Raw genomic sequence first — 21,804 nt, 5'->3', positions numbered from 1 at the left:
GGAGAGGAAGTCATGAAAAGTGCTATCGTCGTACTTCTGGTCGGCACCAGCTTCGGCCTGGCCGGCAGCGCCGGCGCTCAGGACCCGGCCCCCGGTCGTTACAGCATGCAAGAATCCGAGACAGGCATTGCCAGGCTCGATACCCAGACCGGCGAAGTCTCGCTCTGCCAGGAAAAGGACAGCCAGCTCGTCTGCCGTATGGCAGCCGACGAACGGGCGGCTTTCGAGCAGGAACTCGACCTGCTGACGAAGCGGGTCGAAGCCTTGGAAAAGGCGGTCAAATCCGGTGACGGCGTTGCAAAACAGGACCTTCCGCCCGAGGAAGAGATTGACCGGGCGATGGGCATCATGGAAAGAATGATGCGTAAGTTCATGGATATCGTGAAGGACCTCGAAGGCAGCGACCCCGCTCAGGAGCCGCAGAAGACCTGAGAGACCGGAACGGCCATGCGGTATGCGGACCGCGCGTGGGGGCGCGCAGGTCTCAGACCGGGCTCTTGGGAGGGAGCGACATGACACCGGACATGACCATCATCATCGCGGACGACCATCCGCTGTTTCGCGGCGCTATGCGCCAGGCCCTAAGCGGCATGGACGGCGCGCCTGGCATCGTCGAAGCGGGCGATTTTGCGGCGGCGCGAAAAGCGGCCGCCGATTGTCCCGACGCCGATCTCATGCTTTTGGACCTGACCATGCCAGGCGTCAGCGGTCTTTCCGGCCTGATTGCGCTGCGCGCCGAGTTTCCAAGCCTGCCGGTCATGGTTGTCTCCGCCCATGACGATCCGTCGACGATCCACCGGGCGCTTGACCTTGGCGCCTCCGGCTTCCTCTCGAAATCGGCCGGCATCGACGAAATACGGGACGGTATCGAGAAGGTGATGGCGGGCGAGGTCTTCGTGCCGGCTGGCTATGATCAGGCGCAGGAATACGAACCCGAGGTCGCCGATCTGCTCCAGCGCCTGCAGACGCTGACGCCGCAGCAGTCGCGCGTGCTCAGCATGCTGGCAGAGGGGTTGCTCAACAAGCAGATCGCCTACGAACTCGGCGTGTCCGAGGCGACGATCAAGGCCCATGTCTCGGCCATCCTGTTGAAGCTCAATGTCGACAGCCGCACCCAGGCCGTCATTCAGCTCTCGAAGATCGGTACGGTTGCCGCGGCTTGAGGCCTCGGCTCCCTTTATAAACTGGCGTTGGCACGGCGCAGCGGCGGCGAGCGCCCTTTATTCCGCCGCCGCCCTTGCTGCCGTCGAAAGCTGCGTCAGCCACGCCCGCATCGCTGCCGGCCGCACCGGCTTGTTCTGGATCGCGACGCCGTCGCGCTCGGCCGCGGCGCGTACTTCCGGTGAGCGGTCCGCCGTCACCAGCAGTGCCGGGATCGTGTGACCGGTAAATGCCCGGATCGTGGCGATCGCTTCGATACCGGTGCCGTCGTCGAGGTGATAGTCGGCGATGATGGCGTGCGGGCGTTCGCCCGCCGTCTCGGCCAGTTCGGCACAGGCCGCAACCGATTCCGCCGTGCTGACATCGCAGCCCCAGCCGGAAAGCAGCACCCGCATGCCCTCGAGGATGCGTGGTTCGTTGTCGATGCAGAGCACCCTCAGGCCGTTGAGTGCATCGCTCGCCTTGCTGGCGGCGACCGGGCGAACAGCGACCCGCTCGCCGGCGCTTGCATCGAGCGGCAGGCTCACCTTGAAGCCGGTACCCTTGCCCGGGGTCGATTGCAGGCTGACAGGGTGGTTAAGCACGCGCGAGATGCGATCGACGATCGAGAGGCCGAGGCCGAGACCCGAGGCCGTGCGCGCGCCCTCGTCGAGCCGGGCGAATTCCTTGAAGACGGTGCGGAACTTGGACTGGGGAATGCCGATGCCGGAATCGAGCACCTCGATCGTCGCCATCGTGCCGCGCCGCCGCACGCCGACCAGAACCTTGCCGGTGAGGGTGTATTTGATGGCATTGGAGACGAGGTTTTGCACCACCCGGCGCAAGAGGTTCGGATCGGTGCGGGCGATGAGCGACGTTGGCATCACCACCAGCTCGAGATCCTTGGCGCGCGCCATCGGCGCGAAATCCGTCTCGATGCGTCTGAGCAGATCGTTGAGCGGCACCGATTGCAGCCGCGCCTTCATCGCCCCGGTGTCGAGGCGCGAAATATCGAGCACGGCGCCAAGAATGGCCTCGACCGATTCCAGCGAGGAATCGATGTTTTCGACCAGCGTGCTGTTGTCGGAATCGCCGAGGCGCTCGACGAGCGAGGACGAGTAGAGGCGGGCGGCGTTGAGTGGCTGCAGGATATCGTGGCCGGCGGCGGCAAAGAAGCGTGTCTTGCCGATATTGGCCTCTTCCGCCGCCGCGCGGGCTTCGGCGAGTTCCCGGTTTACCCGGGTCAGTTCGCCGGTGCGCTCGGCGACGCGCAGCTCCAGGGTCTCGTTCGCCTGCTTCAGCGCCATATCGGCGGCGACGCGGTGGGTGATGTCGGTATAGGTGGTAACGATGCCCTTGTCGGGCATGGCGTTGGTGCGCACTTCGATGATGCGCTCGCCGTTGCCGAGCTCAAGCAGGAATGGTTTGTCGAGTGTCAGGAAGTTGGCGATCAGGCCCTTTTCGTCCTCCTTGCGGATATCGCCGCGCCGGGTGAGGCTCGAAACGATTTCTGCAAGCGGGAAGCCAACCTGTCCGGCGGCCTCCGGCAGGTCGAGAAGCTGGCGGAAGCGCCGGTTCCAGATGATCAGGTTGTTGGCATTGTCGAAGACGGCGATGCCCTGGTCCATTTGCGAAAGCGCCGTCTGCAGCATGTCCTGGTTATACTGCAGCGCCTCGCTCGCCTGGTCGAGCAGCCAGGCCGTATCGGACGAGGTGTCGTCGACGCGTTGCAGCGCGATCGAGAGCACGAGGCGGGCCGAAGACGAGCCGATCGCACTGCCGAGCAACTGTTCGGAGAAATGCACGAGCGCCATGTCGGCCGGGGCGTTGTCGTCCAGCCAGCGGCCGGATTGGCGCTCGTAGGTGTGGAACGAGCGCTGCATGCGTTCATTGCCCATGTAGCGAGCGATCGTCGCCTTGAGGTCGCGCACCGTCACCTTGGTCTTGCGGCCACGGAACGCGCCTTCGGTCCGCGACCGCCGGGTGATGAAGACGCCGGCCTGGAAGCGCTCGAGTGGTTTTGGCGTGCGTGTCAGCGATCCCAGCACATAGGTCGTGCAGTTGACGAGCAGGCTCAGCGTCGTGGCATTGACCAGCGGGTCGGCGTTCGGTCCGGCAAAGACGTCGGTGAATGGCAACAGGAAGCTCAGGATCGTCGTTGCCACATGCGAATTGTCCGGTCCGCCGAGGCTCGGCAGGAACAAGAGATAGGCCCAGACGAGGAAGCCGGAGACCATGCCGGTGATCGCCCCTCGGGCATTGGCCTGCCGCCAGACGAGGCCGCCGAGCATGGCGGGCGCCATTTGAGAGATGGCGACGAACGACAACAGGCCGAGCGAGGCAAGGCCGGCGCTGATATCGGCCGAGCGGTAGTAGCCGTAGCCGAGCAGAAGCACGACGAAGATCGCCGAACGGCGAATGTTGAGCAGCGTTCCGGCGAAGTTCTCCTGAAGACCCCCGCGCTGGGTGAGATTACGGCGCAGGAATACCGGCACGACGATGTCGTTGGAGATCATGATCGACAGCGCCACCGAGGCGACGATGACCATCGCCGTTGCCGCCGAGAAGCCGCCAATGAAGGTGATGAGCGTCAGAAGCGGCAGATCGTTGGCAAGCGGCAAGGTCAGGAGATAGAGGTCGGCATCGCCCGAGCCGGAGAACGTAAGGATGCCGGCAATCGCGATCGGCAGCACGAAGAGGTTGATGGCGACGAGATAGAGCGGGAAGAGCATGCCGGCGGTGCGCAGTTCCCCCTCGGTGCGGTTCTCGACGACGGTGACGTGGAACTGGCGTGGCAGCATGATGACCGCGAACGCCGAGGTGACGATCAAGAGGATCCAGCGCGCCGTCGGGGTCTCGTAGGACAGTGCCGATTGCACCGCGGGGCTCTGTTCGGCCAGGCTCCACAGATGCGCCGGGCCGTCGAAGATGAAGAAGACGATGTAGATGCCGGCGGTGACCAAAGCCACGAGTTTGACGAGCGATTCCATGGCGATCGCCAGGATCAGCCCGTCCTGGTGCTCTGTCGCGTCGGTGTGGCGGGTGCCGAAGACAATGGCGAAGCAGGCGAGAAACAGGGTGACGAGCAGTGGCAGGTCGATGAAGCTCTGCCCCGTGCCGATGCCGTAGTCGCTGGTGTTGATCATGGCGGCGACGGAACTGGAGATCGCCTTCAGCTGCAGCGCGATATAGGGAATGGCGCCGACCAGCGAGATCAACGCGACGATCGCGGCCACCGCCGGGTTCTTGCCGTAACGGGCGGCGATGAAATCGGCGACGGAGGTCAGTTTCTCGGTCTTGGCCAGGCGGATGATCTTGCGGATGAGCGGCATGCCGAGCGTGAACATCAGGATCGGCCCGATATAGATGCCGGTAAATTCGAGCCCGCGCTCGGCCGCAAGCCCGACGCCGCCGAAATAGGTCCAGGAGGTGCAGTAGATTGCAAGGCTCAGCGCATAGACCAGCGGCCTGCCCTTCAGCGCAGCGCTGTTCCTCCTGGCCCGCCGGTCGCCATAGCTTGCCACCGCAAACAGCAGCAGCAGATAGGCGAAGGCCGAGGCAAAGATGACCGAACCCGAAAGCATGCCTCACTCCTCCGGAACGAAGCATAGGGCAAGTCTGTCGGGTTGAGAATTGCCCCGCACCTCAGTCTTAAGTCCAAGACGCCGCACGACAAAATCGGTGAGCACCGCTGATCGTGCCCTGCCGGCACCGGGGCACAGGGGCGAATTGATCAAAGGCAAAGAAAGGTTTTCTCGCTGCCCGCTTTGGTTTAGTTTCCGTAAACGGTTGCAGCGCGGGACAGCGCCGGCGGTCGTTTTCAACGGGGATGATACGGAGAGACGTATGCTAAATGAGTTCAAGGAGTTTATTGCCCGCGGGAACGTCATGGATCTCGCGGTCGGTGTCATCATCGGTGCGGCCTTCAGCAAAATCGTGACCTCGGTCGTCGAAGACCTCGTCATGCCGGTCGTCGGTGCGCTGACGGGTGGCGGTTTCGATTTCTCCAACTACTTCCTGCCGCTCTCTGCCAATGTAACGGCAACCTCGCTTGCCGCCGCTCGTGCGCAGGGCGCGGTGTTTGCCTATGGCAACTTCATTACCGTGCTCATCAACTTCCTGATCCTTGCCTGGATCATCTTCCTGATGATCAAGGCCGTGAACCGCATGCGCGCCTCGATCGAGAAGAAGAAGGACGAAGCGCCGGCCGCCCCGCCGCCGGAAGACATTCTGCTGCTCTCGGAAATCCGCGACCTGTTGAAACAGCGCGCCTGAGCCTGTTCTATCGCGGGCTCCGCCTCTCGCGCGGAGCCCGCGAAACATCACAGAAATCAATAGACCGGTCAGATAAAGTCGTGTGATCGCCGGCGCGAATACGGCTAGAAGCGACGGGCAGACGAGAGCGGAATGTGCAAGACTGCGCACGGCTCTTCGTTTGCGTTCCGCTGAACCCGAAAGAGCGGTCACGGTCAGGACTTCGGACGACGTGTCCCGGGGTTCCTCGTGACCAGGAGCCCGCCGATGACCATCCTGAGCACCATCAGTCCCCGTGCGCTCGCAGCACCTGAGAGTGGCATCGTCGAGGTCGTGAACTATGCTCGCGGCCGCGATGGGCTGATCCCGCTCTGGGTCGGCGAAGGTGACCTGTCGACGCCCGCCTTCATCAGCGACGCGGCGCGCGAGGCGCTTTCGGCCGGCGAGACCTTCTACACCTGGCAGCGCGGTATCCCGCCGCTGCGCGAAGCGCTTTCGCGCTACTATCAGCGCCGCTTCCAGAAGGTACTTTCGCCGGAGCATTTCTATGTCGTCGGCTCCGGCATGCAGGCGATCAAGCTTTCGATCGAGGCGATCGCCTCTCCTGGCGACGAGATGGTGCTTTTAACGCCGGCCTGGCCGAATTTCGCGGCAGCTGCCGATCTCTCCGGCGTGCGGCCGGTTGCCGTCGAACTGCACTTCGAGCATGGCAAATGGCAGTTGGACATGGAGCGGCTCCAGGCCGCGATCGGGCCGAAGACCAAGGCGCTGTTCATCAACACGCCGTCGAACCCGACGGGCTGGACCGCAACGCGCGAGGAACTGGCCGCAATCCTGGGCCTGGCGCGCAAGCATGGCCTCTGGATCATCGCCGACGAGATCTATGCGCTCTATTATTATGCCGGCGCGCGCGCGCCGTCCTTCCTCGACGTCATGGAAGAGGGCGATCGCATTCTTTTCGTCAATTCCTTCTCGAAGAACTGGTCGATGACCGGCTGGCGCGTCGGCTGGATCGTCGCACCGCCCGAGATCGGCCAGGTGTTCGAGAACCTGGTGCAATATTCGACGTCGGGCGTTGCCCAGTTCATGCAGCGCGGTGCCGTCGTGGCGCTGGATGAAGGCGACGCCTTCGTCGAGGCCAATGTCGCCAAGGCGGCGATGAACCGCGATGCCTTCTGCGACGCGCTGATTGCTACCAATCGAGTGGAAACGCTGAAGCCGGATGGCGCGCTCTATGCATTCCTGAAGATCGACGGGGTCACCGACTCGCGCGCCGCTGCGATCGACATCGTCGACAAGACCGGCGTCGGCCTCGCGCCGGGCACCGCCTTTGGCGACGGCGGCTCGCTGTTCATGCGCGCCTGCTTCCTGCGCGATCCTGCCCAGGTAAAGGAAGCGGCAAACCGCCTGCAGGGCTATATCCTCGGACGCTGACCGCAGGGGGGCGAAACGGCGCTATTCCTCCGTTTCGCCCAGCAGTTCCTTCTCATGGGCAATGGCACGGCCGATCAGGCGTGCCCAGATGTCCTCGTAGAAATCAGGATCAAGACCGAAGCGAACCGCGTTCTTGCGGGCGTTTTCGCGCACTTCCATCACGCGTGCGGGGATGTCGGCCTTGAGCTTCAGCGGCCGCTTGATCTCGGCGGCCCGGTCGATATAGCCCCAACGCTCGGCAAACAGCGTCATCAGCGCCTGGTCGAGGCGATCGATCTCGGCACGCACATCGGCCATGGTTTCGCATTGCGCGGGGGTCTTTTGCATCTGTCTCGTCCGATTGCCTGGAGCGCGACCGGTGCGGCCAGGTGCGGATCCAGGATGTTCGAGCGTCCCTCGGATCTTAACAAGCGGGGCGCTTCTGCGGCGCACTGCTAACAAACGGCGAGCGGTCTGAGAAGGGGCAACGGGGTCGCAGCGTGTCGCTGGAGCCGGTGGTCACCTCAGCAGGCGATCGCTTGGCAGGGGAGGAGGGTGCGGTCCTGTCTCCGTCTGCGGCGATCGCCTGCTGACGTGTTGAAACAACTTAGCCGGCCAAGCTTGAGCGAGGCTTTTTAGCGCGGGGTGAGGGAAATCCACCCTCTGGCGAATTGCACGCGATCACGTCCCGATCATCAGCTTGATTGCGAGGCCGACGACCGTGACTGCCGCCACGCCTGCGCACCAGAGGCCGATGAACCAGAGAAGCTTGCGGCCGGATCCCGTTTCGCCTGTCAATGGTAACCCTCCTCGGGATCGACCTTGCCGCGGAAAACCCAATAGGCATAGGCGGAATAGGCAACGATGATCGGGACGAGTACCAGCGCGCCGGCAAGCAGGAAGGACAGGCTTTCCTCAGGCGCCGCCGCATCCCAGATCGTCAGCGATGGCGGCACCATGTAGGGAAAGAAGCTGATGCCGATGCCGGCATAACCGAGCACGAACAGCCCGAGGGCCGCGATGAACGGCCGCCTGTCGTGGCGGTTGCGGATGCCTGTGATCAGGGCATAGAGGCAGCCAAGGACAAGTGCCGGGACGATCACGCTGAAGATCGCCGTCGGAAAGCCGAACCAGCGCTGCAGGTAAAGTGGCTCCAGGAACGGTGTCCACAGGCTGACGATGCCCATCGCGGCAACCGTGCCGAAGGCGCATTTGAGCGCCAGATCGCGGGCGCGATCGGCAAGCTCGCCATGGGTCTTCATGACAAGCCAGGTGGTGCCGAGCAGCGCATAGCCGACAACGACGGCGATGCCGGTCATGATCGAGAACGGCGTCAGCCAGTCCCACCAGCCGCCGACATAGGCGCGGTTCTCGACCGGTATGCCCTGAACGAGGGCGCCGAGCGTGATCCCTTGCGCGAGGGCGGCAAGTATCGAACCACCGGCAAACGCCCAGTTCCAGAGATACTCGGCGCGCCTGGTGCGCCAGCGATATTCGAACGCGACGCCGCGGAAGATGAGGCCGATGACCATGGCGATGATGGGGGCATAAAGTGCCGGCAGGATGGTTGCGTAGGCGAGCGGAAACACCGCCATCAGGCCGCCACCGCCGAGCACCAGCCATGTTTCGTTACCGTCCCAGACCGGGGCGACGGAATTCATCATCACGTCGCGGTCGTGTTTCTCCGGAAAGAACGGGAAGAGGATGCCGACGCCGAGGTCGAAGCCATCGAGAATGACATAGGCAAGCACCGCAAAGGCAATGATGGCAGCCCAGATCAGGGGCAGATCAAACTCCATGATGACCTCCATGAATGCCGGAATGCGTATTGGCGATCGCAGGGCCGGGCATGATGCCGGAGCTGCGCAAGGGTCCTTCGTCGAGATCCGGCATCGGATCACGCGGCAGACGCGCCATCAGCCTGAGGATGTAGAAGCTTCCGGCGCCGAAGACGAAGAAGTAGACGATGATGAAGGCGATCAGCGAGGCGGCGACGGCGGGCGCTGCGATCGGCGCCACCGAGTTCGCCGTGAGCAGGTGCCCGTAGACGGTATAGGGCTGGCGGCCGACTTCGGTGGTGACCCAGCCGGCAAGCACGGCGACGAAGCCTGCCGGTCCCATGGCGATTGCGGCCCGGTGAAGCCAGACGTTGCTGTCGAGCGTGCCGCGGTAACGACACCAGAGCGACCAGAGCCCGATGCCGAGCATGGCAAAGCCGAGGCCGACCATCACCCGGAACGACCAGAACACGATGCCGACAGGCGGATGCAGTTCCTCAGGGATTGTATCGAGCCCGGCAAGCGGCGCGTTGAGCGCGTGCTTCAGGATCAGGCTTGAAAGCTTGGGAACCTCGATTGCGTAGTCGACGCGTTTTTCGGCCGAGTTCGGAATGCCGAAGAGGATCAGCGGCGCACCGTCCGGATGGCTCTGGTAGTGACCTTCCATCGCCATCACCTTGGCCGGTTGGTGCTCCAGCGTGTTGAGGCCGTGCATGTCGCCGGCAAAGATCTGGATCGGCGCGACGATCGCTGCCATCCACATCGCCATCGAGAACATCTTTCGCGCCCGGCGCGGTGCGGTCTTGCGGATCAGGTGCCAGGCGCCGCAGGCGCCGACGACGAAAGCGGTCGTGAGATAGGCGGCAAGCACCATGTGGGTAAGACGATAGGGGAAGGAAGGATTGAAGACGATGGCCCACCAGTCGACGGGGACGAATTGTCCCGCCTCGTTCATGGCAAAGCCTGCAGGCGTCTGCATCCAGGAGTTTGCCGCAAGGATCCAGGTGGCCGAAATCAGCGTGCCGATGGCGACCATCAGCGTCGCGACGAAATGCAGCTTCGGCCCGACGCGGTGGAGGCCGAAGAGCATGACGCCGAGAAAGCCCGCTTCGAGGAAGAAGGCCGTCAGCACCTCGTAGCCCATCAGCGGCCCGATGATCGGCCCGGCCTTGTCGGAAAAGACGCTCCAATTGGTGCCGAACTGGTAGGACATGACGATGCCGGAGACGACGCCCATGCCGAAGGCGACGGCAAAGATCGTCTTCCAGAAATTGAAGAGCTCGAGATAGACCTCGTCCTTCTTCCAGAGCCACAGCCCTTCGAGCACCGCGAGGTAGCTGGCAAGCCCGATGGAAAAGGCGGGGAAGATGATGTGGAACGAGACGGTGAAGGCGAACTGGAAGCGAGCGAGCAGGGTCGCATCGAAACTCTCAAACACGGGCGCAATCCTTTCAGACATACGGGCGCGACGCGTCGTCGACGCGGGCCGTATCGCTCTGGCTGCTGCATCATTCGTCCGGTGATCGATCGTCGATCAGGGGGACTTTCTTGGCCGACGTCCGCAGCAATCTTCGCGATTGCGGCGGTGTTTCAGCATGCGCTCGAATCTGCGCCAAATTTGCCAAACGTCAATGACAGCGCAGCCGCCACGTTGTCACACTGCGGCAATGTTGCGCTGCGGCATATTGGTGCGTGGCTTCACCAGAGCAAAGCGGGTGGCCGGAGATCGATCGACAGCGCCGGTCAGCGGGCCGGCAGATAGGCTTCCGCAAGCTCGGTCCAGAAGGCGGCGCCGATCGGCAAGAGGTCGTCGTTGAAGTTGTAGCCGGGGTGGTGCAGCGGCTTGTCGTCGTCGCTGACCTTGGAGCCGAGGAAGAAATAGGTGCCCGGACGTCCCACGAGCATATAGGCGAAATCCTCGCTGCCCATGAAGGGGCGGGCGAGATCGACCACCTTATCAGCGCCGGCAAACCGGACGGCAAGATCGCGCACGAAGTCGGTTTCCGCCTTGTGATTGATCGTCGCGTCGTAGCTGCGCTGGTAATCGACGGTTGCCCGCATGCCGAAGCTCGTCGCTTGCGCCTCGGCGATCATGCGGATGCGGCGTTCCAGTTCGTCACGCACGTCAGGCTCGAACGAGCGGATGCCGACGACGATCTCGGCCCTCTCTGGAATGATGTTGCTGGCCGAGCCGGCGTGGAAGGCACCGACGGTGACGACGGTCGGATCCATCGGGTGGATGTTGCGCGAGACGATCGACTGCAGCGCCATCACGATCGAGGCACCGCAGACGATCGGGTCGGCGGTTTCCTGCGGTTCAGCGCCGTGTCCGCCGCGCCCGTGCACGGTGATGCGCGCCTCGTCGACGGCGGCCATGATCGGGCCTTCGCGGAGCGCAAACTGGCCGAAGGGCAGGCCTGGCTCGTTGTGAAGCGCAAAGACAGCGTCGCAGGGGAACTTCTCGAACAGGCCTTCGTCCATCATGATCTTGGCTCCGCCGAAATTCTCCTCGGCCGGCTGGAAGATCAGGTGGATGGTGCCGTCGAAATTGCGGCGCTCGGCAAGGGCCCGCGCGGCGCCGAGAAGCATGGTCGTGTGGCCGTCATGGCCGCAGGCATGCATCAGGCCGGAGGTCTTGCTGGCATAGTCGAGACCGGTTTCCTCCAGGATCGGCAGGGCGTCGATATCGGCGCGGATGCCGATCGAGCGCGTGCCGGTGCCATTCCGAAGCGTGCCGACGACGCCTGTCTTGGCAAGACCAGTCGTCACCTCGTAACCGAGGCTTTTGAGATGTTCGGCGATGAAGGCGGAGGTTCTCGTCTCCTCGAGCCCGAGTTCGGGATGGGCATGCAGGTCGTGGCGGATGGCGACCAGTTCCGGCATGGCGTTGGTGATCGAGGAGGAGAGCTTCATGTCAGGCACCGCGGGTTGGGATGCGATTTTCGAATGTGCGGAAGGCCACCACCAGGATGCCGGTGAGGCACATGTAGATAAGGGCGAGCAACAAGAGGGGCTCGTAGGTCAGGAAGGTTTCCTGCCTGACCTTGGAAATGACGGCATACACGTCGACGACCGTGACCGTGGCGACCAGCGGCGTCGATTTCAGCTGCAGCACCGTTTCGCCATTCAGTGTCGGCAGCGCCCGGTGAATGGCGCGCGGCAGCCAGATGCGGCGGAACATCGTCCAGCGGCCCATGCCATAGGCCTTCCCCGCTTCAAGTTCGCCCGGCGGCACGCCGGCAAAGGCGCCGCGCATGACCTCGCCCTCGTAGGCCGCAAACGAGATGGTCAGCGCCGCCACGCCATAGGGCCAGGCCTCGCGAAGATAGGGCCAGAGGAAGGACTGGCGGATCGCCGGAAACTGCGGGAACAGCGAGCCGAGCCCGTAATAGAGCAACCAGAGCTGGAGCAGCAGCGGCGTGCCGCGGATGACGGTGCAGAAGACCTTGGCCGGCAGCTTCAGGAACCAGGGCCCGGTCACCTGCACGAGGCCGATCGGCACCGCCAGCAGGAAGCCGAGGATCGCGGTGCTGAACAGCATCATCAGGCTGACGAGAATGCCCCAGCCAAGCCGCGGCAGGTAGCGCGGCAGCCAGTCCCAGCGCATGAAGACGGCGACCGCGACGACGAAGGCGGCAAAAACCAACATCATGACGATGCGGTGCGGCTTGAAGAAGCTCTTCGCCGTCGGCAGGTCCTCGGGCGTGAAGGCGACGGCGTGGGTGGTTTCGTCGGTCATCGCTGCCCCGCAAAGCCGCGTCGGGCATGGCGTTCGAGCATGCCGATGAAAACGTTGGAGACGAGTGTCAGCGCCAGATAGAGCGCGCCGGCGGCAAGGAAGAACAGGAGATAGGCCTTGGTCGTGCCGGCCGCCTGGCGCGTGACCAGCGTCAGTTCGCTGAAGCCGACGACGGCGAGAAGGGCAGTATCCTTGGTGGCGATCAGCCAGAGATTGGAAAGGCCGGGAATGGCGTAGGGCAGCATTGCCGGCAGCGTGATGCGGCGCAAGACCTTGGTCGGCGACATGCCATAGGCGCGCGCCGCCTCGATCTGTCCGGCGGGAACCGCCTTGATCGCGCCGCGTAGCACCTCTGTCGAATAGGCTCCTTGCACGACGCCGATGACGAAGATGCCCGCCATCAGGCCGCTGATATCCACCGGGCCGATCGAAAACAGCGCAAGCACCTGATTAAGCAGGTCGGTGCCGGCATAATAGAGCAAGAGGATGAGCACCAGCTCCGGCACGGCGCGCACGACCGTGGTGTAACATTCCAGCAGGTCACGCAGCACCGGACCGCCATACAGCTTGCCGAAGGCGCCACCGATGCCGAGTGCCAGACCGAGGCTGAAGCCGCCGACGGCGATCTGGATGGAGTTGAAGAAGCCTTGCAGCAGCACGCCGCCCCAGCCGGGCTCCGTGAGCGAGAGCAGGCCCCAATTGATGAGGGAATCCGCAGCCATACGTCGTGCTCCGATGGCACCGGCCGGCGGCTACGGCGTTGAATGCCCTTCGGGCAGCCAACGCCGCATTGTTTGATCGCCGGCCGATAGCGCCTTACTTGCCGTAAACGTCGAAGTCGAAATACTTCTTCGAGAACGTGTCGTAGGTGCCGTTGTCGCGGATCGCCTTGATCGCGGTGTTGATCTTGTCCTTGAGCTCGGTCTCGCCCTTGCGCAGGCCAACGCCGACGCCCGGGCCGATGACGGCGACGTCTTCGGCGACTTCGCCCTTGTAGTCACAGCATTCCTTGCCCTGGTCGGTCGCGAGGAACGCCTTCAGCGCGATCGCGTCCGCTTGCACCGCGTCGAGGCGGCCGGCGGCGAGGTCGTTGTTGGCCTCGTCCTGCGTCTGGTATTCCTTGACCTCGACGCCGGCCGGCGCGAAGTGCTTGGCCGCGTAGGCCTGGTGGACCGTCGAGACCTGGACGCCGAGCGTCTTGCCGTTGAGACCATCCGGCGTCGGCTTGATGTCGACGCCCTTGGTGCCGATGATGCCGGTCGGGGTGTTGTAATACTTGTCCGAGAAATCGATCGTCTTCAGGCGCTCGTCGGTGATTGACATCGAGCTGATGATCATGTCGATCTTCTTCGACGTCAGCGCCGGAATGATGCCGTCCCAGGCGACCGGCGTCAGCACGCATTCGAGCTTGGCTTCGGCGCACATCGCGTTCATGAACTCGACTTCCCAGCCTTCCCACTTGCCGCTGGCGTCAGGCGCCGTAAACGGCGCATAGGGCTCGGCGGCGACGCCGACCTTCAGCGCTTCCGCGGAAGCCGCGACACCGCCACTGACGGTGATTGCCGCCGCAACGGCCAGGACTTTCAATGCCTTCTTCATGCTGTTCCCCTTTTTGGTTGTTTAGCATTCCGGAATTCAGTGAATGGAACTGATGAACTTCTTGAGCCTTTCCGACTTCGGTGCGCCGAAAATGGCCTCTGGCGGACCCTGCTCCTCGATGACGCCGTTGTGGAGGAAGACGATGTGGTTGGCGACGTCGCGCGCGAACTTCATCTCGTGGGTGACGAGGATCATCGTGCGCTTTTCGCGCGCGAGATCGCCGATGACCGAGAGCACTTCGCCGACAAGCTCGGGGTCGAGCGCCGAGGTCGGTTCGTCGAAGAGCATGACGAGCGGCTGGATGGCAAGCGCCCGGGCGATCGCCGCGCGCTGCTGCTGGCCGCCCGAGAGGAAGGCCGGGTAGGCATCGCGCTTCTCGTAGAGGCCGACGCGCTTGAGCAACGTTTCGGCCGTTGCGATCGCTTCGGCCTTTGGTTTGCCGAGCACATGGACGGGGGCCTCGATGACGTTTTCGAGGATGGTCATGTGCTGCCAGAGATTGAAGCTCTGGAACACCATGCCGAGCTGGCTGCGGATGCGCTGGACTTGGCGGCGGTCCTCCGGCATCAGTCCGCCGTGACCGTCGGATTTCATTTTGATCTTTTCGCCATGCACGCTGACGCTGCCGGCGGACGGAAGTTCAAGAAGATTGATGCAGCGCAGGAAGGTGGACTTGCCGGATCCACTGCCGCCGATGATGGCGATCACGTCGCCCTGTTTCGCTGTGAGCGAAACACCTTTCAGCACTTCCAATGGCCCGAAACGCTTGTGCAGGTCAGTGACCGCGATTGCCTGGGCCGCATCCGTCATCGGTGCGCCGCTCCCATGGCTCTGCGAGCTTTTGTTGCCAGCATGAAACAGTTCCCCTGTCGTTTTCCGCGCGGCATCTTTGGCCTGTCACGGTTTTGTTGGCGGGCATGGTTGCACTTGTGCAGCTATTATTCAAGCGTATAATAATGCGCATTGTCGATTTTTTGACGCCCGCCCAGAACCCCGCTTTCCCGAAGGAGCCGCCCATGTTTCCGTACCGGCCGAAGCCTTTGTCGACCATGCGTGCGGCATGAACAGGCGCAGCTTTCATCGGGCGCCGGAGGGTGAGCGTCGGCAGGAACTGATCGAGGCAACGCTCGACTGCATCTCTGAGTTTGGTCTCAAGGGCGCAACTGTCCGGCAGATCGCGATCCGCGCCGGGGTGACCGCCGGGTTGGTGCGCCACTATTTCGAATCGAAGGACCAGATGGTCGCGGAAGCCTACCGGGCCGTGATCGCGTCGCTCACAGAAAAGGCGAGCCAGGTCGAGGGTGATCCGGAAACGCGGCTGCGCGATTTCATCGCCATCAATCTGACCGAGCCGGTGGCCGACAGCCGCAGCATCTCGCTCTGGGCAGCCTTCATCAGCCAGGTGCGCGTCGATCCAGTGCTGTCGGAGATTCACCGTGAAGGCTATCTCGCCTTCCGCAAGACACTGCAGGATCTGCTCACGGACTTCCTTGCCGCAAAGGGCAAGCCGGCGGATGCCGAGACGTGCCGGGCCTTTGCCATCGCCATCAACGGATTGGTCGATGGTCTCTGGGTGGAGGGGTGCCTTGCCGGTGACCTCTTTCGCGAGGGCGAACTGGTCGCCATCGCCATGTCTTCGGTCGAGGCTCTGCTCGGCACGTCGATCGGAACTGCAAAACAATGAAAACGGGAGAAAACACCATGCGCTACGCGTCCATCACCGAACGTCTTGCCGATCTCGGCTCCGGAAAGTGGTCGCTGCATATTCGTGCCCGTCAATTGAAGGCAAGTGGTGCCGACATCATCGAGCTGACGATCGGCGAGCCGGATCTGCCGCCGGATCGCGCCCTTATCGATGAGTGCCAGCGGGCGATGAATGCCGGGCGTTACCGCTATTCCAACGGCCGAGGCGAACACGCCGTCGTCGCCGCACTCGCGGAAAAATACCGCAAGCGCCGCAGCGACGTGACGACGGAAAACGTCCTGTGTTTCCCCGGAACGCAAACCGCGCTGTTTGCGGTGATGCTCGGGCTGGCCGAAGCCGGCGACGCCGTGCTTGTCGGTGATCCGCTCTATGCGACGTACGAGGGTGTGATCCGCACCACGGGCGCCCACCCGGTACTCGTGCCGCTGAAGCCGGAATTCGGTTTTCACATGCGGGCGGCCGATCTTGAGAAGGCGATCACGCCCGAATGCAAGGTCCTGCTGCTGAACACGCCGCATAATCCGACCGGTGCCGTGCTGACGGCGCAGGAGATCGCCGCCATCGGCGAGGTCGCCCGCCGCCACGATCTCTGGATCGTCTGCGATGAGGTCTATGAAGAGCTGGTGTTTGACGCGGTTTTCGCCTCGCCCTTCGACAATCCGGATCTTGCCGAGCGTACCGTGGTCGTTTCCTCGATATCCAAGTCGCACGCAGCGCCTGGGTTCCGCAGCGGCTGGGCGATCGGCCCGGTCGAGTTCACCAACCGCCTGCTGCCGGTCTCCGAAACGATGCTCTTTGGCACCCAGCCGTTCATCGCCGACATGACCGCCTACGCGCTGACGCACGATATCGATACCGCAAGCAAGATGCGCGCCTCCTACAAGGCGCGCGCGGCCCAGATCGTCGCCGGCCTTGAAGAAGCGCCCGGCATCGCCGTCCTGCCGCCGGAAGCGGGCATGTTCACCTTGATCGACGTCTCGGGAACCGGCCTCGACAGCGAAGCGTTTGCCTGGGCACTACTCGAGGAAGAGGGGGTCGCCGTCATGCCCGGATCATCCTTCGGTGCGGAAGCGCAGAACTATCTGCGCGTCAGCCTGACCGTGCCCGACAGGGATATCGACGAGGCCTGCCGCCGCATCACGGCACTTGCCGAACGTCTGACCGAGCGTAAGGAGCGCCGTGCATGACAATGGAAAAGACAGTTGGCGAAGTCCTGGTCGACCTGCTCGAGGCCAACGGCGTCGAGGCGGTTTTCGGCATTCCCGGTGTGCACACGGTCGAGCTTTATCGCGGTCTCGCCGCCTCGAAGATCCGCCACGTAACGCCGCGCCATGAGCAGGGCGCGGGCTTCATGGCCGACGGCTATGCGCGCGTCAGCGGCAAGCCGGGCGTTGCGCTCGTCATCACCGGGCCGGGGCTCACGAACACGATCACGGCGATGGCGCAAGCGCGTCAGGATTCGATCCCGATGCTGGTGATCTCGGGCGTCAACCGGCGCGATTCCCTCGGGCACGGCCGCGGGTTGCTGCACGAGCTTCCCGACCAGCACGGGATGATGAAGACGCTGGCGCTCTATTCGCACACGCTTCTCAATCCGGAAGACCTGCCTTTCGTTGTCGATCGTGCCTTCTCCGTTCTCGTCTCAGGACGACCGGGGCCGGTGCATATCGAGATCCCGACCGATGTGATGTCGGCGAAGATTGCGCCGCAGGCGGTACGCCCTGCGACCGCCACACGCCCGCGCTCCGACAGCGAGACGCTGCAGCGTGCGGCGATCCTTTGCGCCGACGCTGCGCGGCCGGTGATCATTTGCGGTGGCGGGGCGCTGACGGCCGAGGCCGAGGTGACGGCACTTGCCGACCAGATCGGCGCGCCGGTCGTCACCACCGTCAACGCCCGCGGCATGCTCGCCGGCAACCCCTTGCGCGTTCCCGCGAGCCCCAGCCTGAAGGCGGTTCGTTCGCTGTTGAGGGAGGCGGACCTGGTGCTGGCGCTCGGCACCGAGATGGGCCAGACGGATTACGACATGTATGCCGATGGCGGCTTCCCGGCCCTGCGCAATCTCATCCGCACCGACATCGACGCGGCACAGCTGGCGCGTGGTCCGCATGCGGCGCTCTCCATTCTCTCGGGCGCCAAGGCGGCGACATCAGGCATTCTCGCCTTCCTGCCCGGCCATACGAAAAAGGATGGTGTTGCCCGCGCTGAAGTCGCGCGCAAGGCGGCACTGAAGGAACTGACCCCGAAGATGCGGACCGAAATCGGCATCATCGAAACGATCTACGGCACGCTGCCGGACTGCACCGTCGTTGGCGACTCGACCCAGGCCGTCTATGCCGGCAACCTCTATTGCGACGCGCCGCGTCAGCGCAGCTGGTTCAATTCGGCGACCGGCTACGGTTCGCTCGGTTACGCGCCGCCGGCGGCCGTCGGCGCCGCCGTGGCCGACCCATCGCGGCCGGTCGTTTGCCTGGTCGGTGATGGCGGCTTCCAGTTCTCGCTGGCCGAGATCGGTTCGGCTGTCGATGCCGAGGCGAAAGTCATCTTCCTCGTCTGGAACAACGATGGCTACCAGGAAATCGAATCCTACATGGTCGATGCCGGCGTCACCCCGGAAGGCGTCAAGCCTTCGGCGCCGGACTTCCTGCTGGCGGCCAAGGCCTATGGCGTGGAGGGGCAACGGCTCGCCTCGGTCGGCGATCTGCCGCAGGCGCTCGCCGACGCGGCAAAGCGCAAGGGACCTTCGCTCATCGAAATCCACGAGAGGCGAACCAGCGGTCTTTCCGCCTGAAGGCCCGCTGGTAGGGACATGGGCCGGGTTTGACTTTTCCGGCCCATGATGGTGTTAAAGGCCTTCATGCTCGATTCCGGCCACGTTCTTTCGTTAAGGTTGGCCATTCGCGCTGAATTTGGCTCGCTGGCGCCGTAGCGCCAACGGAAAGGGACTGCGTCCTCGATGGACCGCTTGGGTGGCAGCAAGAACATGCAGGCCGGCCGGCTTCTTGCCGTGCTGTGGCTGTTCTGTGCGTCCTTTGCCATGCAGGTCATCTCTGTTGGGCAGAGCATTCCGTCCCGGTCGTCCTCCGGCGCCCAGGCCGGCAATGTCACCGACACCGGCACTTCCGATCGCCCTGCCGCACGGCAGGTGTCGCGGGCGACGCCGCTTTCCGATCTGCGCTTCACGGCCGAGCGCAAGGACGCCAAGTCGGCGACCGACGACGGCCTGCCGGCGCTGCTGCCGGCATCCGTCGCGATGCAGCTGCCCCGGTCGTCCGATGGCGGTTTCCTGCGTCCGTTCGACGAGCCTCTTGGCGGGGCCGCGAACCTCGGTCCCCACATTCGCGCGCCACCGAGCGCCTGATCCATCACTTGAGATTTTGGCTGGCCGCCGCTCTTGGCGGTGGCCCTGCCTTTTATGAAACAAAGTCCTCACGACGCGCTCCGCGCCCGTACAGGCACTTCTGGAACCACACCATGCGTACATCCAAATGGGCGATACTCGTCTATGTCGCGGTGATCATCTTCGGATGCGTCGCGGCGCTGCCAAACGTGCTGACACCGGCACAGCGTGAACATTTCGCAGCCTGGCTGCCGGTCAAGCCGGTGACCCTCGGCCTCGACCTCAAGGGCGGCTCGCATCTCGTCCTCGAAGTCGATTCCAACGGCCTGCGCAAGGCACGGCTTGAATCCCTGCTCGACGACACGCGCCGGGCGCTGCGCGGCGAGCGCGTTTCGGCCTCCTCGGCCCGCATCGCCGGCGACGCCATCACCGTGAAGATTGAAGACCCGGCCGACCGCGACAAGGTCTTGCCGAAACTCAGAGAGCTTGCCGCCCCCGTCGGCACGCTCGGTTTCGGCGCCCAGACCTCCGACATCGAGGTTACCGAGGATGGCGACACCATCACGATCGCGATGACGGAAGCCGGCCTTGCCGACCGCACCACCAAGGCTGTCGAGCAGAGCCTCGAAATCATCCGTCAGCGCGTCGACACCGTCGGCGTTGCCGAACCGCTGATCCAGCGCGTCGGCTCCGACCGTATCCTCGTGCAGCTCCCGGGTCTCGAAGATCCGACGGCACTACGTCAGCTCCTCGGTTCGACCGCGCAGATGAGCTTCCACATGGTCGACCAGACCGTGGATCCGAACCAGCCGCCGCCGCGTGGCGTCGATATCCTGCCGGGCGCGCATGACAACAACAAATACGCGGTCGAAAGCCGCGTTGCGATTTCGGGCGAGCGTCTGGCCGATGCCAAGGCCGGCTTCGACCAGCGCACCAATGAACCGATCGTGTCCTTCACCTTCGATACACTCGGCGCGCGCCAGTTCGCGGAAATCACCCAGGCTGCCGTCGGCAGGCCCTTTGCCATCGTGCTCGACGGCAAGGTCCTGACCGCACCGGTCATCCGCGAACCGATCATCGGTGGCAACGGCCAGATCAGCGGCAACTTCACCGCCCAGGAAGCGACCGTTCTGTCGGCGCTGCTGCGTTCCGGCGCGCTGCCGGCACCGCTCACCGTCATTGAAGAACGCTCCGTCGGTCCGAACCTCGGCTCCGACTCGATCCGCATGGGTATCTATACCGGTCTTGCCGGCTTTGCCCTCGTCGTCACCCTCATGGTCGTGCTCTACGGCGCCTGGGGCATGATCGCCAATGTCGGCCTGGTGCTGCACACGATCCTGACGATCGCGCTCCTCGCCATGCTCGGCTCGACGCTGACCTTGCCCGGTATCGCCGGTATCATTCTCGGCATCGGCATGGCGGTGGACGCCAACATCCTGATCAACGCGCGTATCCGCGAAGAAACGGAAGCCGGTGCCGGCGCGATGAAGGCGCTCGATATCGGCTTCAACAAGGCCTACGCAACCATCATCGATAGCAACGTCACGACGCTTTCGGGCACCGTGCTCCTCTTCGCCTTCGGCTCCGGTCCGGTGAAGGGCTTCGCCGTCACCATGATGCTCGGCATCATCATCTCGATGTTCACGTCGATCACCGTCGTGCGCCTGATGATGCGCGAGGTCGTCGTCCGTCGGAAGATGAAGAAGCTCGAGATCCCGTCGCTGTTCGGCAAGGTTCCGAAGCTCCCGTCCTTCTCCTTCATGAAGGGCCGCTTCGTCGCCATCGGCATGTCGGCGTTCCTGTCGATCAGTTCCGTCGTGCTGTTCTTCACCCCGGGCCTCAACTACGGCATCGACTTCGTCGGCGGTATTCAGGTCGAAACCACGTCCAAGAACACGCTCGATCTGCCGGCGCTGCGCCACAATCTGGAAGCCCTCAACATCGGCGAAGTGGCGCTGCAGGAATTCGGCCAGGACAAGTCGGTCCTGATCCGCGTCCAGCGCCAGCCGGGCGGCGAACAGGAGCAGACCGTGGCGCTCAACCGCATCAAGGACGCCGTCGCCCAGACGATCCCGGATGCGAGCTTCGAGCGTACCGAAGTCGTCGGTCCGACCGTCAGCACCGAGCTTGCCCGTTCGGGCTTCCTCGCCGTCGGCCTCGCCATGGTGGCGATCCTGCTCTACATCTGGTTCCGCTTCGAATGGCACTTCGCCGTCGGCGCGATCGCGGTGCTCTTGCTTGATATCACCAAGACGATCGGCTTCTTCGCGCTGACCGGTATCGACTTCAACCTGACGGCGATCGCCGCTCTGCTGACGATGATCGGCTACTCGGTCAACGACAAGGTCGTGGTCTATGACCGCATGCGCGAGAACCTGCGCAAGTACAAGTCGATGCCGTTCTCGGATCTCATCGACATGAGCATCAACCAGGTGATCGCACGATGCATCTTCACCTCCATGGCAACGGCCCTTTCGTTGGTGCCGATGGCCATCTGGGGCGGTGACGCGGTCAAGAGCTTCGCCTGGCCGATGATCTTCGGCGTGATCGTCGCGACGACCTCGTCGATCTACATCGGCGGCCCGATCCTGCTCTTCCTCAATCGTTGGTGGAAGGATCGCGAAGGGTCCCGCACCGGCGCAAGCACGCCGCAGGCGGGCACGCCGGCGGCCTGACCGGTGCGCCAGAAAGACACAAAACGTGAAGGGGCGGCCCGGTGGGTCGCCCCTTTTTTGTCCGAATGTGCTGTCTTTATCCACCCGTGCCTTGCAGACTGATTCGTCGCTACCTAGATAGCGTGGGTCGCCGGCTCGGGGACGGGAGAATGGATTTTGCG

The 21,804-nt window shown here is 63.6% G+C and carries 18 protein-coding genes; 9 read left to right on the top strand and 9 right to left on the bottom strand.

The annotated features are described in order from the left end of the window. Positions 1 to 12 precede the first annotated feature (12 nt). Positions 13 to 432 (top strand): hypothetical protein, encoded by a 420-nt coding sequence (locus tag MKZ91_RS08375; RefSeq protein WP_336169975.1) that lies wholly within the window; start codon positions 13 to 15, stop codon positions 430 to 432. An 80-nt stretch (positions 433 to 512) separates the two neighbouring features. Then, the gene (locus tag MKZ91_RS08370) at positions 513 to 1,163 is read left to right on the top strand and encodes a response regulator transcription factor (protein ID WP_336169973.1); all 651 of its coding nucleotides are present in this window, start codon (positions 513 to 515) and stop codon (positions 1,161 to 1,163) included. Positions 1,164 to 1,220: 57 nt separating this feature from the next. Here the strand turns inward: MKZ91_RS08370 and MKZ91_RS08365 are convergent, their stop codons facing one another. After that, positions 1,221 to 4,724 carry a PAS domain-containing hybrid sensor histidine kinase/response regulator gene (locus MKZ91_RS08365; protein ID WP_336169971.1) on the bottom strand — a complete coding sequence of 1,168 codons (3,504 nt, stop codon included), beginning with the start codon at positions 4,722 to 4,724 and terminating at the stop codon, positions 1,221 to 1,223. A gap of 262 nt (positions 4,725 to 4,986) precedes the next feature. Here MKZ91_RS08365 and mscL point away from each other — a divergent pair, with 262 nt between their 5' ends. Both mscL and MKZ91_RS08355 read left to right on the top strand, forming a co-directional pair. Further along, positions 4,987 to 5,415 carry a large conductance mechanosensitive channel protein MscL gene (gene mscL, locus MKZ91_RS08360; protein ID WP_336169969.1) on the top strand — a complete coding sequence of 143 codons (429 nt, stop codon included), beginning with the start codon at positions 4,987 to 4,989 and terminating at the stop codon, positions 5,413 to 5,415. 246 nt (positions 5,416 to 5,661) lie between these two features. Beyond that, positions 5,662 to 6,828, top strand: a complete 1,167-nt coding sequence (locus tag MKZ91_RS08355) for a pyridoxal phosphate-dependent aminotransferase (protein WP_336169967.1) — start codon at positions 5,662 to 5,664, stop codon at positions 6,826 to 6,828. A 21-nt stretch (positions 6,829 to 6,849) separates the two neighbouring features. Here MKZ91_RS08355 and MKZ91_RS08350 read toward each other — a convergent pair whose 3' ends face one another. The 8 genes from MKZ91_RS08350 to MKZ91_RS08315 form a co-directional block, all read right to left on the bottom strand. Next, positions 6,850 to 7,155 (bottom strand): chorismate mutase family protein, encoded by a 306-nt coding sequence (locus MKZ91_RS08350; protein ID WP_336169965.1) that lies wholly within the window; start codon positions 7,153 to 7,155, stop codon positions 6,850 to 6,852. A gap of 446 nt (positions 7,156 to 7,601) precedes the next feature. Further along, complete coding sequence (cydB, locus tag MKZ91_RS08345; RefSeq protein WP_336169963.1) at positions 7,602 to 8,606, bottom strand: cytochrome d ubiquinol oxidase subunit II; 1,005 nt, start codon at positions 8,604 to 8,606, stop codon at positions 7,602 to 7,604. Beyond that, a complete protein-coding gene (locus MKZ91_RS08340) occupies positions 8,596 to 10,023 on the bottom strand; it encodes a cytochrome ubiquinol oxidase subunit I (RefSeq protein WP_336169961.1) in 1,428 nt (475 codons plus the stop codon). Before MKZ91_RS08340 ends, cydB begins: the two co-directional genes overlap by 11 nt. Positions 10,024 to 10,328: 305 nt before the next feature. Continuing rightward, positions 10,329 to 11,498, bottom strand: a complete 1,170-nt coding sequence (locus MKZ91_RS08335; protein ID WP_336169959.1) for a M20 aminoacylase family protein — start codon at positions 11,496 to 11,498, stop codon at positions 10,329 to 10,331. 1 nt (position 11,499) lies between these two features. Further along, complete coding sequence (locus MKZ91_RS08330) at positions 11,500 to 12,324, bottom strand: ABC transporter permease (protein WP_336169957.1); 825 nt, start codon at positions 12,322 to 12,324, stop codon at positions 11,500 to 11,502. Then, complete coding sequence (locus MKZ91_RS08325; RefSeq protein ID WP_336169956.1) at positions 12,321 to 13,046, bottom strand: ABC transporter permease; 726 nt, start codon at positions 13,044 to 13,046, stop codon at positions 12,321 to 12,323. The genes MKZ91_RS08330 and MKZ91_RS08325 overlap by 4 nt, the downstream gene beginning before the upstream one ends. A gap of 94 nt (positions 13,047 to 13,140) precedes the next feature. Then, complete coding sequence (locus tag MKZ91_RS08320) at positions 13,141 to 13,923, bottom strand: transporter substrate-binding domain-containing protein (protein ID WP_336169954.1); 783 nt, start codon at positions 13,921 to 13,923, stop codon at positions 13,141 to 13,143. Between the two features lie 36 nt (positions 13,924 to 13,959). Next, complete coding sequence (locus tag MKZ91_RS08315) at positions 13,960 to 14,733, bottom strand: ABC transporter ATP-binding protein (RefSeq protein ID WP_336169952.1); 774 nt, start codon at positions 14,731 to 14,733, stop codon at positions 13,960 to 13,962. 250 nt (positions 14,734 to 14,983) lie between these two features. On the opposite strand from MKZ91_RS08315, the gene MKZ91_RS08310 reads away from it, so the two are divergent. The 5 genes from MKZ91_RS08310 to secD all read left to right on the top strand — a co-directional run bounded on the left by MKZ91_RS08310 (position 14,984) and on the right by secD (position 21,643). Beyond that, complete coding sequence (locus MKZ91_RS08310; protein ID WP_336169950.1) at positions 14,984 to 15,607, top strand: TetR/AcrR family transcriptional regulator; 624 nt, start codon at positions 14,984 to 14,986, stop codon at positions 15,605 to 15,607. A 17-nt stretch (positions 15,608 to 15,624) separates the two neighbouring features. Continuing rightward, on the top strand, positions 15,625 to 16,815 hold the full coding sequence (locus MKZ91_RS08305) for a pyridoxal phosphate-dependent aminotransferase (RefSeq protein WP_336169948.1): 1,191 nt from the start codon (positions 15,625 to 15,627) through the stop codon (positions 16,813 to 16,815). Continuing rightward, positions 16,812 to 18,419: a 5-guanidino-2-oxopentanoate decarboxylase gene (locus MKZ91_RS08300; RefSeq protein ID WP_336169947.1), complete on the top strand. Its 1,608-nt coding sequence runs from the start codon at positions 16,812 to 16,814 to the stop codon at positions 18,417 to 18,419. The genes MKZ91_RS08305 and MKZ91_RS08300 overlap by 4 nt, the downstream gene beginning before the upstream one ends. 165 nt (positions 18,420 to 18,584) lie before the next feature. Continuing rightward, the gene (locus MKZ91_RS08295; RefSeq protein WP_336169946.1) at positions 18,585 to 18,989 is read left to right on the top strand and encodes a hypothetical protein; all 405 of its coding nucleotides are present in this window, start codon (positions 18,585 to 18,587) and stop codon (positions 18,987 to 18,989) included. 113 nt (positions 18,990 to 19,102) lie between these two features. Continuing rightward, entirely contained in the window at positions 19,103 to 21,643 is a 2,541-nt protein-coding gene (secD, locus tag MKZ91_RS08290) for a protein translocase subunit SecD (RefSeq protein ID WP_336169945.1), read from the top strand. Positions 21,644 to 21,804: the final 161 nt, after the last annotated feature.

It is taken from the genome of Ensifer sp. MJa1 (genome assembly GCF_037026475.1).
Taxonomy (GTDB): domain Bacteria; phylum Pseudomonadota; class Alphaproteobacteria; order Rhizobiales; family Rhizobiaceae; genus Ensifer.
This window is presented reverse-complemented; position numbering and strand designations above follow the sequence as displayed.